A 26891-nucleotide genomic window follows, 5' to 3' on the forward strand; every position below is an offset into this window, starting at 1 on the left:
GGGGCAGGGGGGTGGGGGGTGGGGTCGGGGGGTTGGGGATCGGGATGGGGGCGAGGTGAAGGGCGGCCCGTGCGGCGGTACTCCGGTACCGCCGCACAGGCCGTTCCGCGTCTTGACACCGACACGCGACCTGACGGACAGTCAGAAACTGTGACGGACGAGCTGTACGAGCGGCTGAAGGCGTACGAGGGGCGGGCGGCCGCCACCGGCGGGGCCGGCAAAGACCCGGTCAACGCGCCCATGATCAGGCACTGGTGCGAGGCCATGGGCGACACCAACCCCGCGTACACCGGACCCGGCGCCATCGCCCCGCCCACGATGCTCCAGGTGTGGACCATGGGCGGCCTGTCCGGCCACACCAGCCGGTCCGGCGCGTACGACGAGCTGTTCGCGCTCCTCGACGGCGCCGGATTCACGGCCGTGGTCGCCACCGACTGCGAGCAGGAGTACCTGCGCGACCTCCGCCCCGGGGACGCCGTCACCTTCGACGCGGTGATCGAGTCCGTGTCCCCGCGCAAGACCACCAAGCTGGGCGCGGGCCACTTCGTCACCACGCGCACCGACGTACGGGCGGACGGGGTCCTCGCCGGCACCCACCGCTTCCGCATCCTCAAGTACGCGCCGGCCGCGCCCCGCCGGAAGCACTCGCGGCCCCGCCCCGTGATCAACCGGGACAACGCCGGGTTCTGGGACGGCGTCGCCGCCCACCGGCTGCTGATCCAGCGGTGCACCGGCTGCGGCACGCTCCGCTTCCCCTGGCTGCCCGGGTGCGACACCTGCGGCGCGCCGACGTGGGACACCGTGGAGGCGGGCGGCGAGGGGACGGTCCACTCGTACGTCGTCATGCACCACCCGCCCTTCCCGGCCTTCGACCCGCCCTACGCGGTCGGTCTCGTCGAACTGGCGGAGGGCGTGCGCATGGTCAGCGGCATCACCGGGGTGCCGTACGACGAGGTGCGCATCGGCATGCCCGTACGGCTGGAGTTCCTGCGCGTCGACGAGGACCTCGAACTCCCCTTCTTCCGGGCCGAAGCCGGTTTCGAAGCCGGCGCCCGGGGCGGTGCCTGATGGCACCCGGGGACGAACTGCCGCCGCTGAGCGTCCCGGTCACGCGCACGCTCGTCGTCGCGGGCGCCATCGCCTCCCGCGACTACCAGGACGTGCACCACGACGCGGAGCTCGCCAGGGAGAAGGGCTCCCCCGACATCTTCATGAACATCCTGACGACGAACGGTCTCGTCGGCCGGTACGTCACCGACCACTTCGGCCCCCGCGCCCGCCTCCGCAAGCTCGCCATCCGGCTCGGCGCCCCCAACCACCCCGGCGACACGATGACCCTCACCGGCACGGTCACCGCCGTCGACGGCGACACGGTCACCGTCCGGGTGACCGGCGCGAACCGGCTCGGCACCCACGTCACCGGCACGGTCACGGTCACGGCACCCGAGCCGGACGCCGACACGGAGCCCGGCACGGTCACGGTGCCCGCCACCACACCGCAGGAGACGGCGACATGAGCGTACGCAGGGCCGACGCGCTCCGGGGGCGGGCGGCCGTCGTGGGAATCGGCGCCACCGAGTTCTCCAAGGACTCCGGCCGCAGCGAACTCACCCTCGCCGTCGAGGCCGTGCGCGCCGCGCTCGACGACGCCGGGCTCACCCCCGCCGACGTCGACGGCCTGGTCACCTTCACCATGGACACCAGTCCCGAGATCACCGTCGCCCAGGCGGCCGGCATCGGGGAGCTGTCGTTCTTCTCCCGCGTCCACTACGGCGGAGGCGCCGCCTGTGCCACCGTCCAGCAGGCAGCCCTCGCCGTCGCCACCGGCGTCGCGGACGTCGTCGTCTGCTACCGCGCCTTCAACGAGCGCTCCGGCCGCCGCTTCGGCGCGGGCGTCCAGCACCGCGAACCGACCGCCGAGGGCGCCGCGCTCGGCTGGCAGCTGCCGTTCGGGCTGCTCACCCCCGCGTCCTGGGTCGCGATGGCCGCCCAGCGCTACCTCCACACCTACGGCCTCACCCCCGAGGCGTTCGGCCACGTCGCGGTCACCGACCGCCGCCACGCCGCCCGCAACCCGGCCGCCCACTTCTACGGCCGGCCCATCACCCTCGCCGACCACGCCGCCTCCCGCCGGATCGTCGAGCCGCTGCGCCTCCTCGACTGCTGCCAGGAGACGGACGGCGGCCAGGCGCTCGTCGTCACGTCCACCGAGCGCGCCCGCCACCTGCGCCGGCCGCCCGCCGTGATCGTCGCAGCCGCGCAGGGGGCGGGGCGGGCCCAGGAGGCGATGACCAACTTCTACCGCCACGACCTCACCGGCCTGCCCGAGGCGGGGGTCGTCGCCCGCCAGCTGTGGCGCACCTCGGGCCTGCGCCCCGCCGACATCGACGTCGGCATCCTCTACGACCACTTCACCCCCTTCGTGCTCATGCAGCTGGAGGAGTACGGGTTCTGCGCCCCCGGCGAGGCCGCGGGCTTCGTCGCCGCCGACGCGCTCCCCCTCAACACGCACGGAGGGCAACTCGGCGAGGCGTACCTGCATGGCATGAACGGCATCGCGGAAGCCGTCCGCCAGGTGCGCGGCACGTCGGTGAACCAGGTCCCGGGCGCGGCGGCGGTCCTGGTCACGGCGGGAACCGGCGTACCCACGTCCGGTCTGGTGCTCGGCGTCCCGGAGGCCGCCCGCTGACCACCACCCCTTGCCCCGGCCCTCCCCCGCCCCCGGGCCCGGCCCTCCACCGCATCCCGGCCCCGCCGGACCCTGAGCCGCCCGCACCGTTTCCTCCACCTCCAGGAGGTGCATCGGGTCGCGGCCCTACAACCTGAGGCGGACACCGGTTCGGCACCTCTGGGCGATTACCCGCACGGCCCCCGCTCCTAGCGTGGACGTATGACCGCGACCGCCGGCACCGTCTGCACCGGGGCCTCCACAGCCGCCACCGGATACCCGTCGTTCTCCTCGTACGTACGGGCCCGGGGGCCCCTGCTGCTGCGCACCGCCAGGTCGCTGACCGCCAACCCGTGCGACGCCGAGGACCTGCTCCAGACCGCCCTCGCCAAGACGTACGTCGCCTGGGAACGCATAGAGGACCACCGCGCGCTCGACGGATACGTGCGCCGCGCCCTGATGAACACCCGCACGTCGCAGTGGCGCAAGCGCAAGGTCGACGAGTTCGCGTGCGACGAGCTGCCCGAGCCCGCCGGGCTGCCCGAGCCCGACCCGGCCGAACAGCAGGTGCTGCGCGACGCGATGTGGCGCGCGGTGACGAGGCTGCCGGACCGCCAGCGGGCCATGGTCGTGCTCCGGTACTACGAGGACCTCAGCGAGGCCCAGACGGCGGAGGTCCTCGGGGTCTCCGTCGGCACCGTCAAGAGCGCCGTCTCGCGTGCGCTCGGCAAGCTCCGCGAGGACCCGGAGCTGGCTCCGGTGCGGTAGCCGCTGTGCTGAAGGCGCCCCGACCGGCAGCCGATCTACTCCCGGGTAGTGACATACCGCGTGGTATGTGCGCAGAATCTGCACACCCGTATCTCCACGCAGCGCCCCCGGGAGGACGCCGTGCTGAGCACCATGCAGGACGTACCACTGACTGTGACCCGCATCCTCCGCCACGGGATGACGATCCACGGGACATCACAGATCACCACCTGGACGGGTGACGCCGACGCCCCGCACCGCCGCAGCTTCGCGGAGACCGGCGTACGGGCCACCCAGCTGGCGAACGCCCTCCGCGACGAGCTGGGCGTCACCGGGGACGAGCGGGTCGCCACGCTCATGTGGAACAACGCCGAGCACGTCGAGGCCTACCTGGCGATCCCCGCCATGGGCGCCGTCCTGCACACCCTGAACCTGCGCCTGCCGGCCGAGCAGCTGGTGTGGATCGTCAACCACGCCGCCGACCGGGTCGTCCTGGTCAACGGCAGCCTCCTCCCGCTGCTCGCCCCGCTCCTCCCGCACCTGCCGACCCTCGAGCACATCGTGGTCTCCGGTCCGGGCGACCGCGCCCTCCTCGACGGAGCCGCGCCCACCGTCCACGAGTACGAGGAGCTCATCGCCGGCCGTCCGGCCACGTACGACTGGCCCGAGCTGGACGAACGCGCCGCCGCCGCCATGTGCTACACCTCCGGCACCACCGGTGACCCCAAGGGCGTCGTCTACTCCCACCGCTCCATCTACCTGCACTCCATGCAGGTCAACATGGCCCAGTCGATGGGGTTGACGGACAAGGACACGACCCTGGTCGTCGTGCCCCAGTTCCACGTGAACGCCTGGGGCCTGCCCCACGCCACCTTCATGACCGGCGTCAACATGCTGATGCCGGACCGTTTCCTCCAGCCCGCCCCGCTCGCCGACATGATCGAGCGCGAGAGGCCCACGCACGCGGCCGCCGTGCCCACCATCTGGCAGGGCCTCCTCGCCGAGGTCACCGCGAACCCGCGCGACCTGTCGTCCATGGCCAGCGTCACCATCGGCGGGGCCGCCTGCCCGCCGTCGCTGATGGAGGCGTACGACAAGCTCGGCGTCCGCCTCTGCCACGCCTGGGGCATGACCGAGACGTCCCCGCTCGGCACGATGTCCAACCCGCCGGCCGGCCTGTCCGCCGAGGAGGAGTGGCCGTACCGCATCACCCAGGGCCGCTTCCCCGCCGGCGTCGAGGGACGCCTGGCCGGCCCCGGCGGCGACATCCTGCCCTGGGACGGCGAGTCGGCGGGCGAGCTGGAGGTGCGCGGCCCGTGGATCGCGGGCGCGTACTACGGCGGCGCGGACGGCGAACCCCTGCGACCCGAGGACAAGTTCACCCCGGACGGCTGGCTGAAGACCGGTGACGTCGGCGTCATCAGCCCGGACGGCTACCTCACCCTCACCGACCGGGCGAAGGACGTCATCAAGTCGGGCGGCGAGTGGATCTCCTCGGTCGAGCTGGAGAACGCGCTGATGGCCCACCCGGACGTCGCGGAGGCGGCGGTCGTCGCCGTACCGGACGACAAGTGGGGCGAACGGCCCCTGGCGACGGTCGTCCTCAAGGAGGGCGCCACCGCCGGGTACGAGGAGCTGCGCGCCTTCCTCGCCGGCTCGATCGCCAAGTGGCAGCTGCCCGAGCGCTGGGCGATCGTCCCGGCGGTGCCGAAGACGAGCGTGGGGAAGTTCGACAAGAAGGTGATCCGCAGGCAGTACGCGAACGGCGAGCTGGACGTCACACAACTCTGACCACGTGACAGGGGCGCCTCCTCCGGGGGCGCCCCTGTCGTGTCAGTTCGTGCCGATCTTCGCCAGCAGGTCCACGATCCGCGACTGCACCTCGGCGCTCGTCGACCGCTCCGCCAGGAACAGCACCGTCTCGCCCGACGACAGCTTCGGCAGCTCCGCCTGCTGGAGGCCCGCCGACGTGTAGACGACGAGCGGCGTACGGTTCAACTGCCCGTTCGCCCGCAGCCAGTCGATGATCCCGGCCCGCCGGCGGCGCACCTGCATCAGGTCCATCACCACCAGGTTCGGCCGCATCTGCGCTGCCAGCGTCACGGCCTCGCTGTCCGTCGCCGCCCGCGCCACCTGCATCCCGCGCCGCTCCAGCGTCGCCGTCAGCGCCAGCGCGATCTCCTCCTGCTCCTCGATGAGCAGCACGCGCGACGGGTGCTGCTCACTGTCGCGCGGGGCCAGCGCCTTGAGCAGTACGGCCGGGTCGGCGCCGTACGCCGCCTCCCGGGTCGCCTGACCGAGACCCGCCGCCAGCAGCACCGGCACCTCGGCCGCCACCGCCGCCTGGCGCAGCGACTGGAGCGCCGTGCGCGTGATCGGCCCGGTCAGCGGGTCGACGAACAGCGCCGCCGGGAACGCGGCGATCTGGGCGTCGACCTCCTCGCGGGAGTGCACGATGACGGGCCGGTAGCCGCGTTCGCTCAGCGCCGTCTGCGTGGAGACGTCCGGCGCGGGCCACACCAGCAGCCGGCGCGGGTTGTCCAGCGGCTCCGGGGGCAGCTCGTCGTCGACGGGCAGCGGGGCGGGCTCGTTGGCCACCTCGACGGCGCCACCCGGCCCGTCCAGCGGCTCCGGGCCCTCGGCCGCGTCCTCGTCCGGTGCCCCTATCTCGTACGCCCGGCCCTCGGCCTGGGCGGACAGCCGTGGCGGGGTGGGCGTCGGGGCCGCCTGCTGGGGGTGCGGGCGCGCGGCCGGTTCCGGCGCGGCGGCCGCCGGCCGGTCGCCCTCCGCCGGAGGCGTGGCCAGCTTGCGCCGCCGCCCCGACCCGGAGGACTGCTGCTGGGCGATCTGCTGCGCGAACGGCACGCCCTGGCCCAGGGTGCGCACGCTGAACGCCCGCCCCTGCGTCGAGCCGCCCCCCGACGTGTCGTCACCGGACGGCACCTCCGGCGGAAGCGGTACGGAACCGGTCCCGTTCCCCGTCCCGGTGCCGTTCCCGATCCCGGTGCCGGTGGTCGTCTCCTGGGCCGCCCGCCGGCGCCCGGTCGGGGCGGGCCCGGCGGCGACGGCAGCGGCGGCGGGTGCTGATGCGGCGGGTGCCGATGCGGCGGGCGCGGGCGTGGGCATCGCGGTGGGCGCCGGCGCGGGCGTCACCGGGTGCGGCTGCGACGGCGTGTGGTCGGCGTCCGGCTCGGTGCGCACCGGGTCGTGGCGCACGTCCGGACGTCGGTCCGCCTCCGCCGGCGGGAGCGCGAACGCGGTACGGGCGCCCCCCTCGGGCGCCTGCGCGGTCCGGTCCTGCGCGGTCCGGTCCTGTGCCGGTCCGAGGGCGCGCCGCGCCCGCCGCCCGCCCGCCGGTTCGGTGGCCGCGGCCGTGGCCGGGGTCTGAGGGGCGGCCGCGGGAAGCGCCGGGAGGGCGCCCTCGTCGCCGCGCCGCGCCCGCCGCCCGGCGGCCGGAACGGGCACCGCGTCCGCGGGCACGCCCTGCGGCGGCACCGTCTCACCCAGCGCGGCGCGGCCCTGCGCGCTCTCGGCGGCCGTGACGACGGCGCCTTCGGCCGGAACTCCGGCCGGGAGCCCGGGAGCGGCCGCATCGATCTCCGCGGGGCTCGGCCGCCCGCGCCGCCGCCCGGTCGGCTTCGCCGCCACCGGGTCCTCGGCCTGGACCGGGCTCGTACCGGGCGCCAGGAACGCGTCCGTCGAGGCGCGCCGCGCCCGCCGGCGCCCGCCGCCGGGGGCGTCGCCCGACGCCTGGGCGGGCACCACGGCAGCCGGGGCACCGGCGACGGAGTCCCCCACCGAGCCGTCCACCGGGCCGGGCGCCGAAGCATCAGCCGTGCCGTCCACCGAAGCATCAGCCGTGCCGTCCACCGAAGCGTCCGCCGGACCGTCCGCCGGACCGTCCACCGGACCGTCCACCGCGGTCGGCCGGACCGTCCCGGCGCCCTCGCCCAGCGGTACCTCCAGCACGTACGCGCTGCCCGGCATGCCCGGCACCTCGTGCGTCTGGAGCACCCCGGAGTGTGCCCGGACGATCCCGCGCACGATCGGCTCGTGGACCGGGTCGCCGCCCGCGTACGGTCCGCGCACCTCGATGCGTACGACGTCACCGCGCTGCGCCGCCGCGACGACGATCGTCGAGTCGACGTACCCGCCGCCCGGGACGAGCCGGGCCTTGCCGGTCGAGTCGACGCCGGCGACGTCCGCGATCAGATGGGCGAGCGCGGTCGAGATCCGGACCCCATCCACCTCGGCCTCGATCGGCGGGGCGTGCACCGCGAACTGGACGCGCCCGGGGCCGATCAGCTCCACCGCGCCCTCGACACCGGCGGCGACGACCGCGTCGAGCAGCACCTTCGTCTTGTCCAGCGACTCCTGGCCGACGTCGAGGCGCTGGTAGCCCAGCACGTTGTCGACGAGCGTCGTCATCCGGGCGTACCCGGCGGCCAGGTGGTGCAGCACCTGGTTGGCCTCGGGCCACAGCTGGCCGGCCGGGTCGGCGGCCAGCGTGCCCAGCTCGCGGCGCAGCTCCACCAGCGGGCCGCGCAGCGACTCGCCGAGCACGGCGGTCAGCTGGTCGTGCCGGGCCGCCAGGGCCGCGTACCGCTCCTCGTGGCGCTCGATCTCGACGGAGAGCCGTTCGCTGAGGTCGGCCATCCCGGTGGCGTGCCGCTCGGTCAGTTCGGCGACCTCGGCCGTGTGCCGCTCGGTGAGCGCGGCGACCTCGGCCGCGTGCCGGGTCTCCTGCTCCTCGTACGGGCGCCGGTCGGTGAACGTCATCACCGCGCCGACCAGCTGGTCCCCGTCCCGTACCGGCGCGGTCGTCAGGTCGACCGGCACCGGCGAACCGTCCTTTGCCCACACCACCTGTCCGCGCACCCGGTGCTTGCGCCCGGAGCGGAGGGTGTCGGCGAGCGGCGACTCGTCGAACGGGAAGGGCTCCCCGTCGGCCCGGGAGTGCAGCATCAGGCCGTGGAGTTCCTTGCCGCCCAGGTCGCTGGCGCGCCACCCCAGTATCTGGGCGGCGGCCGGGTTGACCAGCACGATCCGCCCGTCGGTGTCCGTGCCGACGACGCCCTCGGAGGCGGCGCGCAGGATCATCTCGGTCTGCCGCTGGGAGCGCGCCAGCTCGGCCTCGGTGTCGATGGTCCCGGACAGGTCGCGCACGACGAGCATCAGCAGCTCGTCGCCGGTGTAGGCGCTGCCGTACGAGTCGTACGCCTCGCGTCCGTCCTCCAGGCCGGCGCTGGTCACCTCGACCGGGAACTCGCTGCCGTCGGTGCGGCGCGCGACCATCCGGGCCGGTTTGGTCCGGCCGCGCTCGTCGGCCGCCTCGGGGCGGCGCATCGAGCCGGGGATCAGCCGGGAGTCGAACGCGGGCAGCAGATCGAGCAGCCCGCGCCCGACCAGCGCCGTACCGGGAGCCTCGAACATCTCGAGGGCGATGGTGTTGGCGTTGACGACCGTGCCGTTGCAATTGACGAGTACGAGCCCGTCCGGCAGCGCGTCGAGTATCGCTGCGAGGCGAGCAGCGCCTCGGGATGGCCTGCTGCTCACGACGACGCTTCCTCCCACTCGGCCTGTCACTGGAGGGAGTCTAAAGGCAGGTGGTGTGGGCCCGACGGCGGTTGTGTGCCGGTTCCTCTACGACCTGGCCATCGGCAGCACCGGCTTCAGGTCGTCCCACCTGGCGATCTCGCAGCCGTTGGTGCGCGTGAAGTGGGCGTCGACGTCCTGCCCCTGCCAGGTGCCGGTGATGTGGGCGGTGGCGTCCCCGCCGTGCTGCTGGGTGCACATCTGGTCCTTGGCCACGGGGGCGAACGGGTCCTTGCCCTGCTCGGCCAGCTCGTCGAGCCGGTCGCACGCGCCCTGCACCCGCGGGTGGTTGCCCTCGGCGGTCCGCAGGCCGCACTTCAGCTCGAAGGTGCCGTCCGCCATCGGGTTGCCCGAGTGCTTCACGGTGACGGTCAGGCTGTCGGTGCCCGCGAGCAGCGGCAGCGGCAGCGGCCCGAGGGCCACGGCGGCGGGCGCGGCGGCACCGAGGGCGGCGAGGGAGGCGGCGGAGGTGAGGACGAGGCGGCGCAGCATACGAACTCCTGGGGGGTGCGGAACCGTCGGGATGCCCGGCATCCCTCACCCCACTAACGCTCCAGTCCCCGGCGCGTTGCGCAAGCCGGACACCGCCGCCCCGGTCGGACGAGCCCCGGTCGGACGAGGGATCGCCTTTGCCCTGGGCCCCGCCCGCCTAGTACCGTGGGCATCGATTGGTGACACCCCCTTGGACTGTGTCATCATCTGCACGCACCACTCGCGCCTGCGCGGGTGCGGGCAAAAGCTGGAGGCGTCGCCTAGTCCGGTCTATGGCGCCGCACTGCTAATGCGGTTTGGGTCTTAAAGCCCATCGAGGGTTCAAATCCCTCCGCCTCCGCCAGCACCACCCGAAGCCCCGGCCCCACGGCCGGGGCTTCGGTCGTTCCCGAACCGCTTCGGCCGGTCCCGAACCCTTTTCGCCCGTCCGGGGGACCGCCGCCCGGCCCCAGCTCGGCCTCAGGCCCGGCCCCCGCCCCGGCGCCCGCCGACCGCCCGACAGCCCCGCCAAGGGCGTTTGTGCAGGTCAGAGGGGGTGTGGCTAATGGATTTCGCGTCACGGCGCAGGTCATGTAATGTTGTTCCCGCAACGCCGACCGGGCAGAAAAGCCCGGGAAGCACAAGCACTCGTAGCTTAACGGATAGAGCATCTGACTACGGATCAGAAGGTTGCAGGTTCGAATCCTGCCGAGTGCACAGCAAGCGAGAGGCCCCGGAGAAATCCGGGGCCTCTCGCGTTGTCGGGGTCCGTTGTCGGGGCGGGGCGTCGGGCGGGCTGTCGGGGTGTGCGGCAACGGGCGAGACGCATTTGATGTGCCCATGCCTTATGCGCTTGAGTGTCCACGTCAAACGGGCAAGAGTGACGAGGGGTTGACGTTGAGCAAGGCAGCACGGGGGATCGCGGCCGGAGTGGCGCTGATGGCTGTACTGACGGCGTGTGGTGGTTCGGACGACGGTCTGGACGCCTTCCGCGGGGACGGTGACAAGCCGCCGGTCACACTGACGCCGGACATGGTCCGCACCGCCCTCCCCAGCAAGGCGAGCGCACCGAAGGGCTTCCAGGGCGACGACATCGACGTCGAGGTCGGCGACGAGGCCGTCGAGGCGTGCAGCGAATCGACCGAGGCCAACTGCGGCGGGCTGCTCAGCATGGGCTACACCGACTTCGACACGGACGACAGCGGCAGCAGCGGCAGCGGCAGCAGCTCCGACTACAACGGTGAGGTCGTCTTCGGCATCATGGCCTTCCAGAGCCCGGACGACGCCAGGGCCACCTACAAGGCCGTGGTCGCCGAGGAGCGAGGCAAGGCCGAGAAGGACGGGCAGAAGGCGAAGCTGGTCAAGATCGAGGCGGGCGCCGAGGAGACCGAGGCCTTCGAGGACGCCGACGGCGAGACCATCGTCATGATGCGGATCGGCAGCGTCGTCGCCGTGGTGAACGGCGACGGCACCTTCGTGGCCAAGCCGGACTACAACGCCCTCGCGAAGCTCCAGATCGACCGGCTGAAGAAGACCGCGCAGGGCATCAACCCCGACGCGTGATCCGCGGAGCCTCCACGGCTCCGGCCAGGGCGCAGGACGCAGGACGTGGCCCCGGAGGGATCCGGGGCCTCTTGCGTTGCCGGCCCCGGCCCCCGCGCGGGGTCGTACCGTGGCCGCATGGTGTGGCGGTGCAGGGGGATGCGGTGGGCCGGGGCGGGCGGCGAGCCCGTGCTGGTGTGGGAGGGCGGGCGGACCAGCGGGCTCGCGAGCGGGAGGGTGATCGCCTTCCGGGCGGTGGGCGAGCGGGGGTGTGCCGGGGCGCGGGGCAATCCCTGTCCCGTGGGTGCCGTGGTCGGGGGCCGGACGACCGGGGGACGGTGCGCCGAGTGCGCGCGGCTGGAGCGGGCCCGTTCGGTGGCCGCGGACACGATGGCGGACGACCCCCGGACGTACCGCGTGTACCTGGCGTGGTTCGGCGCCGGGATGGTGAAGGTCGGGATCACCGCCGAGGAGCGGGGCGACGCCCGGCTGCGGGAGCAGGGTGCCGTGGCGTACACCTGGCTGGGGCGGGGGCCGCTGATGGCGGCGCGGCGGACCGAGGAGGTGCTCGGTACCGCGCTGGGGGTGCCCGACCGGATCCCGTACGCCGCGAAGCGGGCCGCGCGCGTGGGGCTGCCCGGGGCGGGCGAGCGCGCGGCGGAGGTGACGGAGCTGTACCGGCGGGCCACGGACGTGCCGGGGTGGGCCGACACGCTGGAGCCGGCGCCGTTGCGGGTGGTCGACCAGGTGGAGGTCTTCCGGCTCGGCGCGGTGGAGCGGGTCGACGCGGTGGTGGGCGAGCTGGTCGACGGCGGGTGCGTCAGCGGGGCGGTCGTCGCCGCCGCCGGACCCGATCTGCACCTGGCGGCCGCCGACGGGCGGGCGCTGGTCCTCGACACGCGGCTGATGACGGGGTGGGGGCTCGTCGCCGCGGAGGCGGGGGAGGCGACCACCGTGCCCGTCACCGCCGTGGCCCCGGCGCCCCCGCCGCAGGACGGACTGTTCTGACGGCGTGCCCTGTCCGGCTCCGCCATCAGGTCTGCCCGGTCCGGTCCGCCCGGTCCGGTGTGACCGCGCCCCGGGTAAAGACTCGGATCCTGATCTCCGGAGGGCCTGGACAGTGGCCCGCGCCCCGGCGGAGGGTGATCCACATGAGCGATCATCCTGTGAGCGGGCTCGAACCGCCTTACTACACCGTCGTGTTCACCTCCCTGCGGACCGAGGACCAGGAGGGGTACGCGGACACCGCCGCGCGCATGGAGGAGCTGGTGCGGGAGGTGCCCGGCTTCCTCGGGTACGAGTCGGCCCGGACGCCCGGCGGCATCGGCATCACCGTCGGGTACTTCAAGGACGAGGAGGCCATCGCCGCCTGGCGGGCCGACGCCGAGCACCAGGGCGCGATGCGGCGCGGGCGCGCGGACTGGTACGAGCGGTACAGCGTGCACGTGGGCCGGGTCGAGCGGAGTTACGGCTTTGCCCGGGGATGACGAGGCGCGGCAGGTCAGGGCGTTCTGGGAGCGGCTCGGGGCGCCGGGGCTCGTGGACGTCCACACGCACTTCATGCCGGAGCGCGTGCTGCGGAAGGTGTGGGCGTACTTCGATTCCGCCGGGCCGCTGACCGGGACGGAGTGGCCCATCGTGTACCGCGAGGAGGAGGACCGGCGGGTCGAACTGCTGCGGGAGTTCGGGGTGCTGCGCTTCACGTCGATGGTCTACCCGCACAAGCCCGGGATGGCCGAGTGGCTCAACGCGTGGGCGGCGGACTTCGCCGCACGCGTCGAGGGGTGCCTGCGGACGGCGACGCTCTTCCCGGAGGAGGGCGTGGAGCGGTACGTGGCGGAGGCGGTCGACGGGGGCGCCCGGGTGTTCAAGGCGCACGTGCAGGTCGGCGCGTACGACCCGAACGACCCGCTGCTGGACGGCGCCTGGGGGCTGCTCGCCGGGGCGGGCGTACCGATCGTGATCCACTGCGGCTCCGGGCCCGCGCCGGGCAAGCACACCGGTCCCGGGCCGGTCGCCCGGCTGCTCGCCCGGCACCCGCGGCTGCGGCTGGTCGTGGCGCACATGGGGATGCCGGAGTACGCCGACTTCCTGAATCTGGCCGAGCGGTACGAGGAGGTGCGGCTGGACACCACGATGGCGTTCACCGACTTCAGCGAGCGCCTGGCGCCCTTCCCGCCGGCCGAGCGGCCGCGGCTCGCGGACCTGGGCGACCGCATCCTGCTGGGGAGCGACTTCCCCAACATCCCCTACGGGTACCTCCATCAGCTCCAGGCGCTCCAGCGGCTCGGGATGGGCGACGACTGGCTGCGGGCGGTCTGCCACGACAACGGGGCCCGGCTGTTTTCTCAGTGAATTCACAGGGAGGCGAAAGAGGTCTCTCAGCGGCGTCCGGCAGCGTCGGACCATGACCGTCACCTCGCCCCAGGGGCGCACCGACCCGCTCACACCCGACGGGAGTGCCGTACGGGTGCTCGTCGTCGACCACGAGGACTCGACGTCCGAGCTGCTGTCCTTGGCCCTGCGGTACGAGGGGTGGGAGGTGCGCGGTGCCGGGAACGGCGACGGGGCGGTGCGTGCCGCGCGGGCCTTCCGGCCGGACGTCGTCGTGCTGGACCTCATGCTGCCGGACGCGGACGCCCCGGCCGTGCTGCGCGAGGTGCGGCGCGAACTGCCCGGCGTGCCCGTGCTGTTCCTCACGGCCCGCGACTCCGGGACGGAGCGGATCGCGGGGCTGACGGCGGGCGGGGACGACGTCGTCTCCAAGCCGTTCGGCCTGGAGGAGGTCGTGGCGCGGCTGCGCGGGCTGGTCCGCCGGTCGGGTGCCGCACCGGCCCGGGGCGGGTCCGCTCTGGTGGTCGGGGACCTGGTGCTGGACGAGGACAGCCGCGAGGTGTCGCGGGGCGGACGTGCGATCCACCTCACCGCCACGGAGTTCGAGCTGCTGCGGTTCCTGATGCGCAACCCGCGCCGGGTGCTGAGCAAGGCGCAGATCCTGGACCGGGTGTGGAGCTACGACTTCGGGGGCCGGGCCAACGTGGTCGAGCTGTACGTCTCGTACCTGCGCAAGAAGATCGACGCGGGACGGGCGCCGATGATCCACACGCGGCGGGGGGCGGGGTACCTGATCAAGCCGGGCGGGTGAGGTGGCGACGGCTCGGCCGAAAATGCTTATACAGCGTAAGGCGACTCCTTGTACGGTGTACGAGACCAAGTCCCGTACACCGTACAAGGAGCCCTTCCCATGACGGCGACCACCGCCGGGAACGACCGGAAGCCGCCCGCCGCCCCGACCGGCGGCCACCCGCAGCGCTGGCTGATCCTGGGCGTGATCTGTGTCGCCCAGCTCACCGTGCTGCTCGACAACACCGTCCTCAGCGTCGCGATCCCCTCCCTCACCAAGGAGCTCGACGCCTCCACCGCCGACATCCAGTGGATGATCAACGCGTACTCGCTCGTCCAGTCCGGCCTGCTCCTCACCGCCGGCAACGCGGCGGACCGCTACGGCCGCAAGAAGATGCTGCTCACCGGCCTCGCCCTGTTCGGCATCGGCTCCCTGGCCGCCGGACTCGCCCAGTCCAGCGCCCAGTTGATCGCCGCCCGCGCGGGCATGGGCGTCGGCGGCGCGCTGCTGATGACCACCACCCTCGCGGTCGTCGTCCAGATCTTCGACGACACCGAGCGCGTCAAGGCCATCGCCCTGTGGTCCACGGTCAGCTCGCTCGGCTTCGCCGCCGGGCCGCTGCTCGGCGGGTTCGTGCTCGACCACTTCTGGTGGGGCGCGATCTTCCTGATCAACATCCCCGTCGCGCTCGTCGGCCTCGTCGCCGTCGCCGCCCTCGTACCCGAGTCCAAGCACAAGCAGGGCGACCGGCCCGACCTCGTCGGTGCCGTGCTGTCGACGATCGGCATGACGGCGGTCGTCTACGCGATCATCTCCGGGCCCGACCACGGCTGGACCTCCGCCCAGGTCCTCGTCTCCGCCGTGCTCGGCGCGGCCGTGCTCGCCGCGTTCGCCCTGTGGGAGCTGCGCACCCCGCACCCCATGCTCGACATGCACTTCTTCCGCAACCAGCGGTTCGTCGGAGCCGTCGCGGGCGCCATCCTGGTCGCCTTCGGCATGACCGGCTCGCTGTTCCTGCTCACCCAGCACCTCCAGTTCGTCCTCGGGTACGGGCCCCTCGACGCGGGTCTGCGCACCGCGCCCCTCGCGCTCACCGTGGTGGTCCTCAACCTCACGGGCGTCGGCGCCCGGCTGCTGCCCAAGCTCGGTACGCCCGGCACCATCGCGCTCGGCATGGCCCTGGTCTCCGCCGGCCTCGCCGCGATCGCGGTCCTGGGCGGGTCGCACGGGTACGGCGGCATGCTGTTCGGGCTGGTCGTCATGGGCGCGGGCGTCGCGCTGTCCATGCCCGCCATGGCCAACGCCATCATGAGCGCCATCCCGCCGGAGAAGGCGGGCGTGGGCGCCGGCATCAACGGCACCCTCGCGGAGTTCGGCAACGGGCTCGGCGTCGCCGTCCTCGGCGCGGTGCTCAACTCCCGGTTCGCCGCGCTGGTGTCCGTGTCGGCCGTGTCCCTGCCCGCCGCGCTCGCCGCTGCGGACGGGCCGGCCGAGAGGGCCAGGATCTCCGACGCGTTCGCCTCCGGCCTGGAGACCAGCCAGCTGGTCGGCGCGGTGGCCGTGCTCGCGGGCGGTCTGCTGGCCGCGGTGCTGCTGCGGCGGGCCGAGCGCGCCGGCGCGAGCCCGTCCGGGCAGGCCGCCGCCGGGGCATAGCATCGGGCCAGGAACGAGGAGGAACGCCCATGGTGTCGGCGCGACGGACGAGCGTGTGGCTGGAGGGCAAGTCGCGCCGGGCGCGGAAGGCCGAGCAGCCGTCCGGGCTCGACCGCGAGAGGATCACCGAGGCGGCCGTACGGCTGCTGGACGCGGAGGGACTGGCCAAGTTCTCGATGCGCAAGCTCGCGGCCGAGCTGGACGTGACCGCGATGTCGGTCTACTGGTACGTCGACACCAAGGACGACCTCCTGGAGCTGGCGCTCGACCGGGTGGTGGGCGAGATGCCCGTCCCCGGGGCCGGGCCGGAGGCGGACTGGCGCGAGCGGCTCCGGGAGGTGGCCACCTCCTACCGCGGCCTGTTCGTCTCCCACCCGTGGGTGTCGTCGCTGGTCGGCCACTTCCTCAACATCGGCCCCCGGTCGATGGAGTTCGCCCGCGCGGCCCAGCAGGTGATCGCCGACACCGGGCTCCCCCTGCACCTCCAGACCGGGGCCATGGCCTCGGTCTTCCAGTTCGTGTACGGCTTCGGCACCATCGAGGGCCAGTTCCGGGAGCGGTGCGCCGAGGCCGGGATGACCCAGGACGAGTACTTCGAGCACGCCATGGGAACGGTCCGGCAACGGCCCGGGTACGCGGAACACTTCGAGCGGGTCGAGCGGATGATGGAGGCCCGCGGCGGGGACACCGTGGGGGAGATGCGCGACCGGGACTTCCGGTTCGCCCTGGACCTCCAGATCGCGGGCATCGAGGCCATGGTGGCCCGGGGCGCCAGTTCCTGAGTGGCCCGGGCTCAGCCCTGCGGCAGGGCCTCCCCCTGGACGGCCTGGACGTCCAGCTCCACGCGCAGCGTCGTACCGATGGCGGAGATCCCCGCCTGGAGCACCTGGTTGTAGTTCATCGCGAAGTCCTCCCGGCGCAGTTCGGCCGTCGCCCGGAACGCCGCCCGCACCCCGCCCCACGGGTCCGGACCCGTGCCCAGGTACGTGAGGTCGAGGTCGACGTCCCGCACGACGCCGTGCAGGGACAGGGCGCCGTGCACGGTCCAGCGGTCGGGGCCCGCGGGGCTGAGGGCGTGGCTGCGGTACGTGATCTCGGGGTACACCTCGACGTCCAGGAAGTCGGGCGACCTCAGGTGCTTGTCCCGCAGCCCGTTGCCCGTGTCGATGGACGCGGCCGATATCACCGCGTCCACCCGCGAGGCGGCGAGGTCGGGGGCGATCTCGATGCGCCCGCCGAAGCCGGTGAACCGCCCGTGCACGCTGGAGATGCCGAGGTGCTGCGCCACCGCGCCCACCGACGAGTGCGCCGGGTCCAGCGTCCAGACGCCCGGGGGCGGCAGTTCGACGCCGCCCGCCCGGGCGAGGACGACCCTGCCGACCTCGGCCCGGCCGCTCGCCGTCACCAGCGCGGTGACCGCCGCGGGGGCGTAGCCGACGGCCGTCACGATCACCGTGTACGGCCCGGCGGCGAGCGGCGCGTCCGCGGTGACGACGCCCTCGGCGTCGGCCTCGGCCCGCAGCACCTGCGCGCCGGTCATGTCGGTGACGGTCACCACGGCATGCTGAACGGCCCACCCGTCCCGCGTGCGTACCTGTGCGTGAAGTCCCATTCCCGTTTCTCTCCTCGTACGAAAGCGGGGCGGCAGGCCGTCCCCTGCCTGCCGCCCCCACCCGCCCACGCCTCCGCTCGACGCGCGGCCGGGGGTCTGTCGGGCCGTGTACCCGGACCCGGTGGTTACTCGCCCGGGTGGGCCAGCTCGATGTCGTGGCCGTCGACTCCGGGGCCGGACACCGTGAGGGCGCCGGCGACGGGCGGGTAGCCGGTGGCGATGACCGTGTAGTCGCCCGAGTCGAGGTCGGCGAACGCGTAGGCGCCGTCCTCGCCGGTGGTCGCCGTCGCGACGACGTTTCCGGCCGCGTCGACCAGCGTCACCCGCGCGTCGCCCAGCGGACGGCGGTCCGCACCGGCGCGCACCGTGCCCCGCAGCCGGGCACCGGCCCGGAGGAGCGCCTCGATCCGCGTGACGCCCTGGCCGCCGATCTCGACCGGCAGGGCGAGCGGCCGGTGGCCCTCGGCGTTGACGGCCACGGTCACCGTGCCCGGCACCAGCTCGGCGAAGGCGAAGGTGCCGTCCTGGGTGGACGTGCCGGTGGCGAGCACGTCACCGCGCACGTCCGTGACGATCACCATCGCGCCCTCCACGGGCTCCCCGCCCTCGGCTGCCCGTACGGAGCCGACGAGTCCGCTCGTACCGGACAGGAGGATGTCGTACGCCAGCGCCTCCCCGCCCACGACGACCGTGGACGCCTGCGGCTGGTAGCCGTCGGCCGAGGCGATCAGCACGTACGAGCCCGGGCCGGGGGCGTCCAGCGCGTAGTGGCCCTCCGCCTGCGCGACCGCGCGGCCCAGCTGGCGCCCCGCGAGGGAGATCAGCGTGACGGCGGCACGGGCGACGGGCGTGCCCTCGCCGGTACGGACGGTGCCGTGGACGGGCGTTCCGGGAGCGCTGCTCGCGGGTGGAGCGACGGGCGCCTCCGCCGTGGCTGCCGGAGCCGGTGCCGGTGCCGGCTCCGGCGTGGCTTCGGCGGGGGCGCCGGGCGCGGGAGCCGCCGCCGGGGCGGGCTCCGGGCTCGCGTTGCTCTTCAGCGCGACCTCCTTGATGAACAGGGTGACGAGGAGGGCGAGCAGCGCGAAGGGGGCCGAGTACAGGAAGACGTCCGCGACACCGTGCCCGTACGCCGTCTCCATCACCGTGCGGAACGGGGCGGGCAGCGCGTCCAGGTCGGGGATGCCGCCGCTGCCCGTACCGCCGTGGCCCAGCGCCGCGCCCTGCGGGCCCAGGTCGGCGAGGCCGTCCTGGACGTAGTGGGTGACCCGGTTCGCCATGACCGCGCCCAGCGCCGAGACGCCGATGGCACCGCCGAGGGACCGGAAGAAGGTGACGACGGAGGAGGCGGCACCGAGGTCGGAGGGGTCGACCTGGTTCTGGGTGCACAGCACGAGGTTCTGCATCATCATGCCGAGGCCCAGGCCCAGGACGGCCATGAAGACCGCGATGTGCCAGTACTCCGTGTCGTACCGGATGGTGCCCAGCAGGCCGAGGCCGGCGGTCACCAGCACGCCACCGCTGACCAGCCACGCCTTCCAGCGGCCCGTCTTGGTGATGACCTGGCCGCTGACCGTGGAGGACAGGAACAGGCCGCCGATCATCGGGATGGTCATGACGCCGGACATGGTCGGCGACTTGTCGCGCGCCAGCTGGAAGTACTGGCTGAAGAAGACCGTGCCGGCGAACATCGCGACACCGACGAACAGCGAGGCGAGCGAGGCGAGGGTGATCGTACGGTTCCGGAACAGCCGCAGCGGGATGATCGGCTCGCTCGCCCGCGACTCGACGAGCAGGAACAGCGCACCGAGGACGAGCGATCCGCCCACCATCGTGTACGTCTGCCAGGACGCCCAGTCGTACTTGTCGCCCGCGAAGGTGACCCACACCAGCAGCAGCGAGACCGCCGCGCTGATGAAGAAGGCGCCGGACCAGTCGACCTTGACCTGCCGCTTGACGACCGGCAGCTTCAGGGTCTTCTGGAGGACGATCAGCGCGATGACCGCGAAGGGTACGCCGACGTAGAAGCACCAGCGCCAGCCGAGCCAGTCGGTGTCGGTGATGACGCCGCCGAGCAGCGGGCCGCCGACGGTGGCGACGGCGAAGGTCGCGCCGAGGTAGCCGCTGTAGCGGCCGCGCTCGCGCGGCGAGATCATCGCGGCCATCACGATCTGCGCGAGGGCGGACAGGCCGCCGACGCCGATGCCCTGGACGACGCGGCAGGCGATGAGCATGCCGGCGTTCTGCGAGAGGCCGGCGACGACCGACCCCAGCACGTAGATGACCAGGGATATCTGGACCAGCAGCTTCTTGGAGAAGAGGTCCGAGAGCTTGCCCCACAGCGGGGTGGTCGCCGTCATCGCGAGCAGCGAGGCGGTCACGACCCAGGTGTAGGCGCTCTGGCCGCCGCCGAGGTCGGAGATGATCTGCGGGAGCGCGTTGGAGACGATCGTCGAGGACAGGATGGCGACGAACATCCCGAGCAGCAGCCCGGAGAGCGCCTCCATGATCTGTCGGTGCGTCATCGGCGCCCCGTCGTCACGGGTCTTGGCGTGGCCGCCCCGCACACCGGCCGGTGTGGTCGTAGCCATGAACTTCCTTTGCTTACGTGTCGGCTGCTTGCGTTGTCGGCTGTGCTTACGTCGCGGCGGCTTGCGTCGCGGCTGCTCACGTGTCCGCGGGCGTACGGGTGGCGTGCGCCCGGCAGTCCCCGAAGGAGTCCCGGAGGCGGGCGAGCAGTGCGGTCAGCCGTCCGACGTCGTCGTCGGACCAGTCCTTGAGGGTGCGGGCGAACATGTCCGTGGTCCGACGGCCGAGGTCGTCGAGCATGTCCTGACCCGCGGGGGTCAGCCGCAGGATGCGGGAGCGCCGGTCGTCCGGGTCGGGCAGCCGCTCGACCCAGCCGCGGTCCACGACGTGCGCGACATGGCGGCTGGTGACCGACATGTCGACGGCGAGCAGCTCGGAGAGCCGGCTCATCCGCATGTCGCCGTGGTGGGCGAGCAGGGACAGCACGGCCGCCGATCCGCCCGGGCACTCGGCGGGCAGGGCCCGCGAGAGTCCGCGCTTGACGGCGCCGATGGCGCTCAGATGCCGGGCCAGTTCCTCGTACTGACTCCGCTCCGCCACGGGCACCCCCACACATCTTGTTGCTTAGGGCAACCATAGAAGCTGTTGGTTGCTACAGGCAAACTAAAACCGGGCGAAGGTGGCTAAAGTCCTGGCAAAGGAAGGCGAGGACCGGGCGGCGGTTGGGTGGCGGGGCCGGGTTCGCTAGGGTCCTGCCCCATGGCACACAACCCCCAGGGCCCCGACGGCAACCACGACCCGGCGGGCAGCACGCAGATGTTCCGCGCCTTCGTCGACGAGGGCACCCCGCGGCGGCAGCCGCAGGCGGCGGCCCAGTCGGGCCCGCGGGTCGGCCTGATCGCCGGCGTCGTCGCGGTCGTCGTGATCGTCGCCGCGGTCGCCTGGCTCGCACTCGGCTGACCCTTCCGCCGCCGCGGAGGCTCTCGGGGTCTGCGGGGCTCACTCCCAGGACGCGCTGACGTCCTGGGTCTCCATGTGCATGCCCAGGGGCACCCGCCAGGCGTCCACGCACACGGTGTACGTCTGCGTCCTCGACGCGCCCGCCGCGATCGGCGCCGGCAGCGGCTGACGTGACTCGATCGTCGCCCAGTCGACCCCGAGCGCCCCGATGATGTGCGTGGCGAACGTGGCGGTGCCCGAACGCACCGGTGAGCCACCGGTGTTGCGGAACGTCACGGTCACCTTCTCGCACCAGCGCCGGTCCCCGGGTGCGCGCAGCGGTTCGCCGACCGCGAGGGCGGCGGGGGCGGGCGGCGGTTGCGGCGCGGGCGGTGGAGTCGGACGGGGCTCCGGCGGTTGCGGCTCGTGCGGCTTCTCCGGCGGCAGCGGAGGGCGCGGCCGCTGCGGCGCCGGTGGTGCGGGCGCGGCCGAACCGCCGGGCTCGGGCGCGGCCTGCGACGGCGTACCGGCCGGACCGGCCGAGCCGGCCTGTGCGCCGGACCCCGGCGTGGCCGTCCGGGCGGGTGCGGGCACCGACGGCGCGCGGGACGGGGGTGCGGCCGACAGGGGCGGCGCGCTCGGCCGCGTACCCCCACCGCCCCCTCCGCTACCGGCTTCGCCGACGGGTCCCGCGTCCAGCGGTACGAGCACGACCTCGCCCGACGGCGGGACCGGTGCCGAGCCGGCGGGGTGGCCGGCCGAGCCGGTCGCCACGCGGCTTTCCCCGGCGCCGTTCCCGCACGCGGTGAGCACCCCGCCCAGGCAGAGCGCCACCGCCGTGATCCCGATCAGCCCCTCACGCCTCATCGCGCCAGTGTGCCTGACGGGCCGTCAGTTATGAAGAGGCGTACGCCGTGACGCCGTACGCCTCGACGCCGGTCGCCTCAGTCGGAGATGAGCCCTTCCCGCAGCTGCGCGAGCGTGCGGGTCAGCAGCCGGGAGACGTGCATCTGCGAGATGCCCACCTCCTCGCCGATCTGGGACTGCGTCATGTTGGCGAAGAACCGCAGCATGATGATCTGCCGCTCGCGGGGCGGGAGTTTGGCGAGGAGCGGCTTGAGCGACTCCCGGTACTCGACGCCCTCGAGGGCGGTGTCCTCGTACCCGAGCCGGTCGGCCAGCGAGCCCTCGCCCCCGTCGTCCTCGGGGGAGGGCGAGTCGAGCGAGGAGGCCGTGTACGCGTTGCCGACCGCGAGGCCGTCGACCACGTCGTCCTCCGACACGCCGAGCACGGCAGCGAGTTCGGGTACGGTCGGCGAGCGGTCCAGCTTCTGCGCCAGCTCGTCGCTCGCCTTGGTCAGCGCCAGGCGCAGCTCCTGGAGCCGGCGCGGCACCCGCACCGACCACGAGGTGTCGCGGAAGAACCGCTTGATCTCCCCGACGACCGTCGGCATGGCGAACGTCGGGAACTCCACGCCCCGTTCGCAGTCGAACCGGTCGATCGCCTTGATCAGGCCGATGGTGCCGACCTGGACGATGTCCTCCATCGGCTCGTTGCGGGAGCGGAAGCGGGCGGCGGCGTACCGCACGAGGGGCAGGTTCAGCTCGATGAGCGTGTCACGGACGTAGGTGCGCTCCGGGCCTTCCACGCCGTCGGCGTCCAGGGCGGCGAGCCGCAGGAACAGGGAGCGGGACAGAGTGCGGGTGTCGATGGCGTCGGACGCCGACGACACGGTGTCAGGAGCTGTCGCGGGTCCGCTCTGCGCGGGTACGGGCACGGGTGCCGGTGCGGACTCCGGCACGGGCACGGACTCCGGCACGGGCGTGAGCGTGAGCACCTTCGAGCTGCCCTGTTCTGCGGACATGCCACCCCCTTGAGGTCGCGGACGGTCGCGTGGGCCGCGACCATCGGAGGAACGCAGCCTCCACCTGAATACCGGAGCCGAGACTGCGGCAAACGCGGTTCCAGCAGAATGTCACATGTCGGCAACGCGCTGTAGTGACTTGTCGACAAGAATGCGGCAAATATGCGCTGGAAACTGGGGGTGTGGGCCAATTTGGCCGGTCGATCCTGGGCTGAACGGGTCTACCCGATCAGGTTACGCGTCGATTCGATTTGCGGATCTGAGACGGGCGAAGCTGCGGGCCAGGAGCCTTGACACGTGCATCTGGGAGACGCCCAGTTCCTGGCTGATCTGGGACTGCGTCAGATTGCTGTAGTAGCGCAGCATCAGGATCCGCTGTTCCCGCTCGGGCAGCTGCACGAGCAGGTGGCGCACGAGGTCGCGGTGCTCGACCCCGGCCAGCGCCGGGTCCTCGTAGCCGAGCCGGTCCAGCAGCCCCGGCATCCCGTCGCCCTCCTGGGCGGCCTCCAGGGACGTCGCGTGGTACGAGCGGCCCGCCTCGATGCAGGACAGCACCTCGTCCTCGGAGATCTTCAGGCGCTCGGCGATCTCGGCGGTCGTGGGCGAGCGGCCGTGGGCGGTCGTCAGGTCCTCGGTCGCGCCGTTGACCTGCACCCACAGCTCGTGCAGCCGGCGCGGTACGTGGACGGTGCGGACGTTGTCCCGGAAGTACCGCTTGATCTCGCCGACCACGGTCGGCATGGCGAACGTCGGGAACTGCACGCCCCGGTCGGGGTCGAACCGGTCGATCGCGTTGATCAGCCCGATCGTGCCGACCTGGACGACGTCCTCCATCGGCTCGTTGCGGGAGCGGAAGCGGGCGGCGGCGTACCGCACGAGCGGCAGGTTCGCCTCGATGAGGGCTCCGCGCACCCGGTTGTGCTCCTGGGTGCCGGGCTCCAGCGTCTTGAGCTGGCCGAACAGCACCTGGGTGAGCGCTCGGGTGTCGGCCGCCCGCCCCTGTGCCGTGGTGCGGGCCTCCGACTCGTTCTGGGGCGGCACCTGTTGAGGCGTCGTACTGGCCGGCACGTTCACGCCACCCCTTCGCGGTCGTTTCGCGGTGGATTACTCGCGGTGGATTACGCGGTCAACTACGGTCAACTCATCCGTCAAAAGCGGTCATAGCATCACAAGACATGTCCACTGTGTGCAAGCACCTGATAACGTCGTGTTGTCGTCGTGCGGTGTCCCGGTCCGGGCAGCGAAAAGCCCCGCACCATCGGGTGCGGGGCCAGGCCACCGGACCGCCGGAAGCGGCGTACGGCTCAGAACTCGTAGTCGGCGATCACCCATGTGGCGAACTCGCGCCACTGACCGGCGGCGGCCTGGTGGGCCGGGTGCTCGATGTACCGCTTCAGCGCGTCCTTGTCCGCGACCGCGGAGTTGATGGCGAAGTCGTAGGCGATGTCCCGGTCGGTGATGTTCCAGGCGCACTCCCAGAACTCCAGCTCCGGGACGATCCCGCCGAGCTCCTCGAACGCCTTCACGGCGTCGGCGACACGCGGCTCGTCGCGTCGCACGCCGTCGTCGAGCTTGAAGAGGACCAGGTGGCGGATCACGGCGGACTCCTAGTTCACGAGCTCGGTCATGAAGTCGCCGACACCCTGTGCGGCGCTCGAAATGCCCTCGAACCCTACCTGGACGAGGTCGGCGGCACGCGCGGGGGAGTTGATGATCGTGTACAGCACGAAGACGACGACCACGTACAGCGTGATCTTCTTGGCCTGCACCATCGACCCGGTCTCCCCGTCTCGCCGCTGCGATCGCTGTGCCCTGCGATCCCCGTCCCACCCCCTGGGCGGTCGGGTGAGTCTAACCGAGGCCCCGAGCCCGGGGACCGGCGGCGATGACTGCCTCAGGATCACCGGGTGACCGCCGGCATCCGGGACGACGGCAAGCCGGACCAGTGGCACGTCGAGCGGAAAACCCGTGCCGAAGTGACCGAAGCGGTCGCGAGCCGGAGCGACATTGCGACGCCCAGACCACCTCGACGGCAACGTCGACTCCACCGTCTGCCGGGCCCGCCAGCACGCCGGCGCGGCGGCGGACAGCACATTCACAACAGGCCTTAGCGCGGGACATCCATGTGGAGACGGACAGTCGTGCCCTCATGAGGAGTGGAGCGGATCTCGACCAGGTCGCAGAGCTGGTGCGCGAGCCAGAGGCCGCGACCACCGATCTGGTCCGCGGTGGGTCGCACGCGCCCCGCCATGATGTCGGAGATGTACCCGGCGTCGCGGAACTCGCACAGGAACGTCGCGTCTTGGGTCCAGGTGCGCAGTGTCCCTTGGCCCCCGCCGTGGCGGATGCTGTTGGTCGCTATCTCCGTGACGGCCACGGCCAGCTTGGCCAGCCCTTCCTGCGGGACGCCCGCGTCGGAGGCGCACTGTGTCGTCTTCGAGCGGACGGCGGCGAGGTCGTCGTGTGTGTAGATCATCTCCTGGTACGGATCGCACGGGGCGGCCAGAGCCTCGAACGGATACACGTCTGCGGCCAGGTAACTCGCGTTGCGCACATGGTGCCCGTCCCGGCGGATCAGCGGGTGGCAGTCGGACAGCGATCGCAGGGCGGACTCGTCCTCGTCAGAGGCGTCGTAAGGGCACAGCATCGACCACGTTGCGCTGTGTGCGAAGGCCCGGTTGATAAGCCACTCATGATGGCGCAGCTCCGAGAGGTGCGCCGCGTTGCGCGCCTTTCGCCAGGCAGTCTCACCGATGCCCCGCACCGGCCTGCCGTCCCCGCTCCGTTCCGCCATCCAGGCGGCCCAGGCGGCGATGTGCCGGCCCGGATTAGGTCCAGCCGTCGCGGTGTCGACAAAGGTGACAGCCGGCTCCTTGGCCAGCTCGTGGCGCAGAAGTGAGGCCTTGTCCGGGGGTACGGCGACGACCACCGTCTCCTCCCCTTCCAGCGCCTCGCGGATGAAGCCGAGGGCACCATCGAGGAACTGGGCGTCACCCCTATAGGGGTAGAGCTCGTGGCGAAAGGCCCCGGCGTCGTCGGACGGTTCGAGGATCGTACTCACGCGGCCATCACCACCGGAACGCCATCAGTGGCGTAGCCCGCGAGCTCCCAGCACAGACGCACGAGCTCGTTCGCGCCCTCCACCCGGATTCGCCCGTCCGGCACGTGACGAGCCGCGTCGACGAGCGCGTGCATGCCGGCGGCATCAATCATCGCGAGCTTCTCGAACTCGAGCGTCACGGCTGGCGCACTCCGCATCGCAGCGCGTAGGGCGGCGTTGAACGCCGACGCGCCTTGCGAGTCGATCACTCCGTCCACGCTCCACCTGCCGGTGCCCGTACTGAACATCCGAAAGGTCGGACGCTCTGCACGCATGCCCACCTCATGCGGATGCACACTGGCCACATGTTCCAGCGTAAGCGCATCCCACTGTGATCGTCTGAAGGCGCACACCACGATGGCGCCGGTCTCCGAGGCGAACTCGTCGAGCTCCAGCTCCTGAGCCAGCAGCTCGTCGGCCGCTCCGGGAGCCGTCGCAGGCACCCGCTCGGTGAGCACACGCACCGACCGAAAGCCCTCGTGAGCAGCGGTTCGGGCTTCCCGCCGCACCGCGGACAAAAGGGAGGCGCTGTCCACCCCACCCGGGAAGTCGAGAAGCACAGCCGTTTCCGGGAGAAGACCGGTGCCCGCCGTGCCGCCCTGGGCGCCCAAGGGGCCCACAACAACGATCTTGTCTCCGTACAGCGCTCCGTCGGCAGCGTAGGCCCGCGCGTCCTCGGCGAAGGAGGCGTACCGGTCGGTAAGGCAGCACACGTGATCACCCAGCTCGACCTCGTCCAACGAGACCAACGCCCGCGCCGCTCTCACGCCGCCCCCTTCAAGCCGTCGTCCGACACTGTTCAGCACAATACTGCGCCCGACGGTAGGGCCGGTCCGAGAGGGAAGCCGCGCGCAAGGCGCTACTCAAAGGGACACGAGACCCCGTGGTGGGGTGAGCACGAACCCCGGCCCGACCGAGTGGTCGCCGAGCAGTGGCACGGACTGGCCACCAGCTGTGGCAAGACCCGCGAGTCCAGCCCGCCATCGACGACGTCGTTGCCCTCTTGGCCCTCGAGACGTTCGTCGGCTGTTCCGCCGTTGCACGCTGGG

Annotated in this window: 25 protein-coding genes and 2 tRNA genes; 15 read left to right on the plus strand and 12 right to left on the minus strand. The window is 72.5% G+C overall.

Going from position 1 to position 26891, the window contains the following annotated elements; translation table 11 throughout:
* Positions 1 to 150: 150 nt before the first annotated feature.
* From EIZ62_RS16610 to EIZ62_RS16630, 5 genes are all read left to right on the plus strand, one after another.
* Entirely contained in the window at positions 151 to 1068 is a 918-nt protein-coding gene (locus EIZ62_RS16610; protein ID WP_156693449.1) for a bifunctional MaoC family dehydratase N-terminal/OB-fold nucleic acid binding domain-containing protein, read from the plus strand.
* Positions 1068 to 1517 (plus strand): MaoC family dehydratase, encoded by a 450-nt coding sequence (locus tag EIZ62_RS16615; protein ID WP_156693450.1) that lies wholly within the window; start codon positions 1068 to 1070, stop codon positions 1515 to 1517. Before EIZ62_RS16610 ends, EIZ62_RS16615 begins: the two co-directional genes overlap by 1 nt.
* Positions 1514 to 2689 (plus strand): lipid-transfer protein, encoded by a 1176-nt coding sequence (locus EIZ62_RS16620; RefSeq protein WP_156693451.1) that lies wholly within the window; start codon positions 1514 to 1516, stop codon positions 2687 to 2689. The genes EIZ62_RS16615 and EIZ62_RS16620 overlap by 4 nt, the downstream gene beginning before the upstream one ends.
* A 201-nt stretch (positions 2690 to 2890) precedes the next feature.
* Positions 2891 to 3436 carry a SigE family RNA polymerase sigma factor gene (locus tag EIZ62_RS16625; protein ID WP_156693452.1) on the plus strand — a complete coding sequence of 182 codons (546 nt, stop codon included), beginning with the start codon at positions 2891 to 2893 and terminating at the stop codon, positions 3434 to 3436.
* A gap of 120 nt (positions 3437 to 3556) precedes the next feature.
* Positions 3557 to 5206: a long-chain fatty acid--CoA ligase gene (locus EIZ62_RS16630; RefSeq protein WP_156693453.1), complete on the plus strand. Its 1650-nt coding sequence runs from the start codon at positions 3557 to 3559 to the stop codon at positions 5204 to 5206.
* Positions 5207 to 5248: 42 nt separating this feature from the next.
* Here the strand turns inward: EIZ62_RS16630 and EIZ62_RS16635 are convergent, their stop codons facing one another.
* Together EIZ62_RS16635 and EIZ62_RS16640 are read right to left on the minus strand one after the other, a co-directional pair.
* Positions 5249 to 8971 (minus strand): PAS domain-containing protein, encoded by a 3723-nt coding sequence (locus EIZ62_RS16635; protein WP_156693454.1) that lies wholly within the window; start codon positions 8969 to 8971, stop codon positions 5249 to 5251.
* A gap of 87 nt (positions 8972 to 9058) precedes the next feature.
* On the minus strand, positions 9059 to 9502 hold the full coding sequence (locus tag EIZ62_RS16640) for an SSI family serine proteinase inhibitor (RefSeq protein WP_156693455.1): 444 nt from the start codon (positions 9500 to 9502) through the stop codon (positions 9059 to 9061).
* Between the two features lie 249 nt (positions 9503 to 9751).
* Between EIZ62_RS16640 and EIZ62_RS16645 the strand changes: the two genes are divergently transcribed.
* From EIZ62_RS16645 to EIZ62_RS16685, 9 genes are all read left to right on the plus strand, one after another.
* Positions 9752 to 9845, plus strand: a tRNA-Ser gene (locus tag EIZ62_RS16645).
* A gap of 280 nt (positions 9846 to 10125) precedes the next feature.
* A tRNA-Arg gene (locus EIZ62_RS16650) sits at positions 10126 to 10198 on the plus strand.
* 180 nt (positions 10199 to 10378) lie between these two features.
* Positions 10379 to 11044 carry a hypothetical protein gene (locus EIZ62_RS16655; RefSeq protein ID WP_156693456.1) on the plus strand — a complete coding sequence of 222 codons (666 nt, stop codon included), beginning with the start codon at positions 10379 to 10381 and terminating at the stop codon, positions 11042 to 11044.
* Between the two features lie 117 nt (positions 11045 to 11161).
* On the plus strand, positions 11162 to 12031 hold the full coding sequence (locus EIZ62_RS16660) for a DUF2797 domain-containing protein (protein ID WP_156693457.1): 870 nt from the start codon (positions 11162 to 11164) through the stop codon (positions 12029 to 12031).
* A gap of 143 nt (positions 12032 to 12174) precedes the next feature.
* Positions 12175 to 12510 (plus strand): antibiotic biosynthesis monooxygenase family protein, encoded by a 336-nt coding sequence (locus tag EIZ62_RS16665; RefSeq protein ID WP_156693458.1) that lies wholly within the window; start codon positions 12175 to 12177, stop codon positions 12508 to 12510.
* Complete coding sequence (locus EIZ62_RS16670) at positions 12497 to 13378, plus strand: amidohydrolase family protein (protein ID WP_156693459.1); 882 nt, start codon at positions 12497 to 12499, stop codon at positions 13376 to 13378. The genes EIZ62_RS16665 and EIZ62_RS16670 overlap by 14 nt, the downstream gene beginning before the upstream one ends.
* A gap of 52 nt (positions 13379 to 13430) precedes the next feature.
* Positions 13431 to 14168, plus strand: coding sequence for a response regulator transcription factor (locus EIZ62_RS16675; RefSeq protein ID WP_156693460.1), 738 nt, complete (start codon positions 13431 to 13433; stop codon positions 14166 to 14168).
* Between the two features lie 99 nt (positions 14169 to 14267).
* Complete coding sequence (locus EIZ62_RS16680; protein WP_156693461.1) at positions 14268 to 15800, plus strand: MFS transporter; 1533 nt, start codon at positions 14268 to 14270, stop codon at positions 15798 to 15800.
* Between the two features lie 29 nt (positions 15801 to 15829).
* Positions 15830 to 16582, plus strand: a complete 753-nt coding sequence (locus tag EIZ62_RS16685; RefSeq protein ID WP_156693462.1) for a TetR/AcrR family transcriptional regulator — start codon at positions 15830 to 15832, stop codon at positions 16580 to 16582.
* An 11-nt stretch (positions 16583 to 16593) separates the two neighbouring features.
* Here the strand turns inward: EIZ62_RS16685 and EIZ62_RS16690 are convergent, their stop codons facing one another.
* The 3 genes from EIZ62_RS16690 to EIZ62_RS16700 all read right to left on the minus strand — a co-directional run bounded on the left by EIZ62_RS16690 (position 16594) and on the right by EIZ62_RS16700 (position 20538).
* Positions 16594 to 17412 carry a YceI family protein gene (locus EIZ62_RS16690; protein ID WP_156693463.1) on the minus strand — a complete coding sequence of 273 codons (819 nt, stop codon included), beginning with the start codon at positions 17410 to 17412 and terminating at the stop codon, positions 16594 to 16596.
* A 125-nt stretch (positions 17413 to 17537) separates the two neighbouring features.
* Positions 17538 to 19934: an MFS transporter gene (locus tag EIZ62_RS16695; RefSeq protein ID WP_483030215.1), complete on the minus strand. Its 2397-nt coding sequence runs from the start codon at positions 19932 to 19934 to the stop codon at positions 17538 to 17540.
* 142 nt (positions 19935 to 20076) lie between these two features.
* Positions 20077 to 20538 carry a MarR family winged helix-turn-helix transcriptional regulator gene (locus EIZ62_RS16700; protein ID WP_156693465.1) on the minus strand — a complete coding sequence of 154 codons (462 nt, stop codon included), beginning with the start codon at positions 20536 to 20538 and terminating at the stop codon, positions 20077 to 20079.
* Between the two features lie 159 nt (positions 20539 to 20697).
* Between EIZ62_RS16700 and EIZ62_RS16705 the strand changes: the two genes are divergently transcribed.
* Positions 20698 to 20898, plus strand: coding sequence for a hypothetical protein (locus EIZ62_RS16705; RefSeq protein WP_156693466.1), 201 nt, complete (start codon positions 20698 to 20700; stop codon positions 20896 to 20898).
* Positions 20899 to 20937: 39 nt separating this feature from the next.
* Here EIZ62_RS16705 and EIZ62_RS16710 read toward each other — a convergent pair whose 3' ends face one another.
* The 7 genes from EIZ62_RS16710 to EIZ62_RS16735 all read right to left on the minus strand — a co-directional run bounded on the left by EIZ62_RS16710 (position 20938) and on the right by EIZ62_RS16735 (position 26648).
* Positions 20938 to 21744, minus strand: a complete 807-nt coding sequence (locus EIZ62_RS16710) for a hypothetical protein (protein ID WP_156693467.1) — start codon at positions 21742 to 21744, stop codon at positions 20938 to 20940.
* Between the two features lie 77 nt (positions 21745 to 21821).
* On the minus strand, positions 21822 to 22742 hold the full coding sequence (locus EIZ62_RS16715) for a SigB/SigF/SigG family RNA polymerase sigma factor (RefSeq protein ID WP_156693468.1): 921 nt from the start codon (positions 22740 to 22742) through the stop codon (positions 21822 to 21824).
* A 234-nt stretch (positions 22743 to 22976) separates the two neighbouring features.
* Complete coding sequence (locus EIZ62_RS16720; protein WP_156696439.1) at positions 22977 to 23783, minus strand: RNA polymerase sigma factor SigF; 807 nt, start codon at positions 23781 to 23783, stop codon at positions 22977 to 22979.
* A gap of 263 nt (positions 23784 to 24046) precedes the next feature.
* On the minus strand, positions 24047 to 24340 hold the full coding sequence (locus EIZ62_RS16725; RefSeq protein WP_156693469.1) for a Dabb family protein: 294 nt from the start codon (positions 24338 to 24340) through the stop codon (positions 24047 to 24049).
* Between the two features lie 9 nt (positions 24341 to 24349).
* Positions 24350 to 24514, minus strand: coding sequence for a hypothetical protein (locus tag EIZ62_RS31975; protein WP_167536386.1), 165 nt, complete (start codon positions 24512 to 24514; stop codon positions 24350 to 24352).
* Between the two features lie 335 nt (positions 24515 to 24849).
* Complete coding sequence (locus EIZ62_RS16730) at positions 24850 to 25803, minus strand: sensor histidine kinase (protein WP_156693470.1); 954 nt, start codon at positions 25801 to 25803, stop codon at positions 24850 to 24852.
* Positions 25800 to 26648 carry an MEDS domain-containing protein gene (locus EIZ62_RS16735; protein ID WP_244375744.1) on the minus strand — a complete coding sequence of 283 codons (849 nt, stop codon included), beginning with the start codon at positions 26646 to 26648 and terminating at the stop codon, positions 25800 to 25802. The genes EIZ62_RS16730 and EIZ62_RS16735 overlap by 4 nt, the downstream gene beginning before the upstream one ends.
* Positions 26649 to 26891: the final 243 nt, after the last annotated feature.

The organism is Streptomyces ficellus, assembly GCF_009739905.1.
Lineage (GTDB): Bacteria > Actinomycetota > Actinomycetes > Streptomycetales > Streptomycetaceae > Streptomyces > Streptomyces ficellus_A.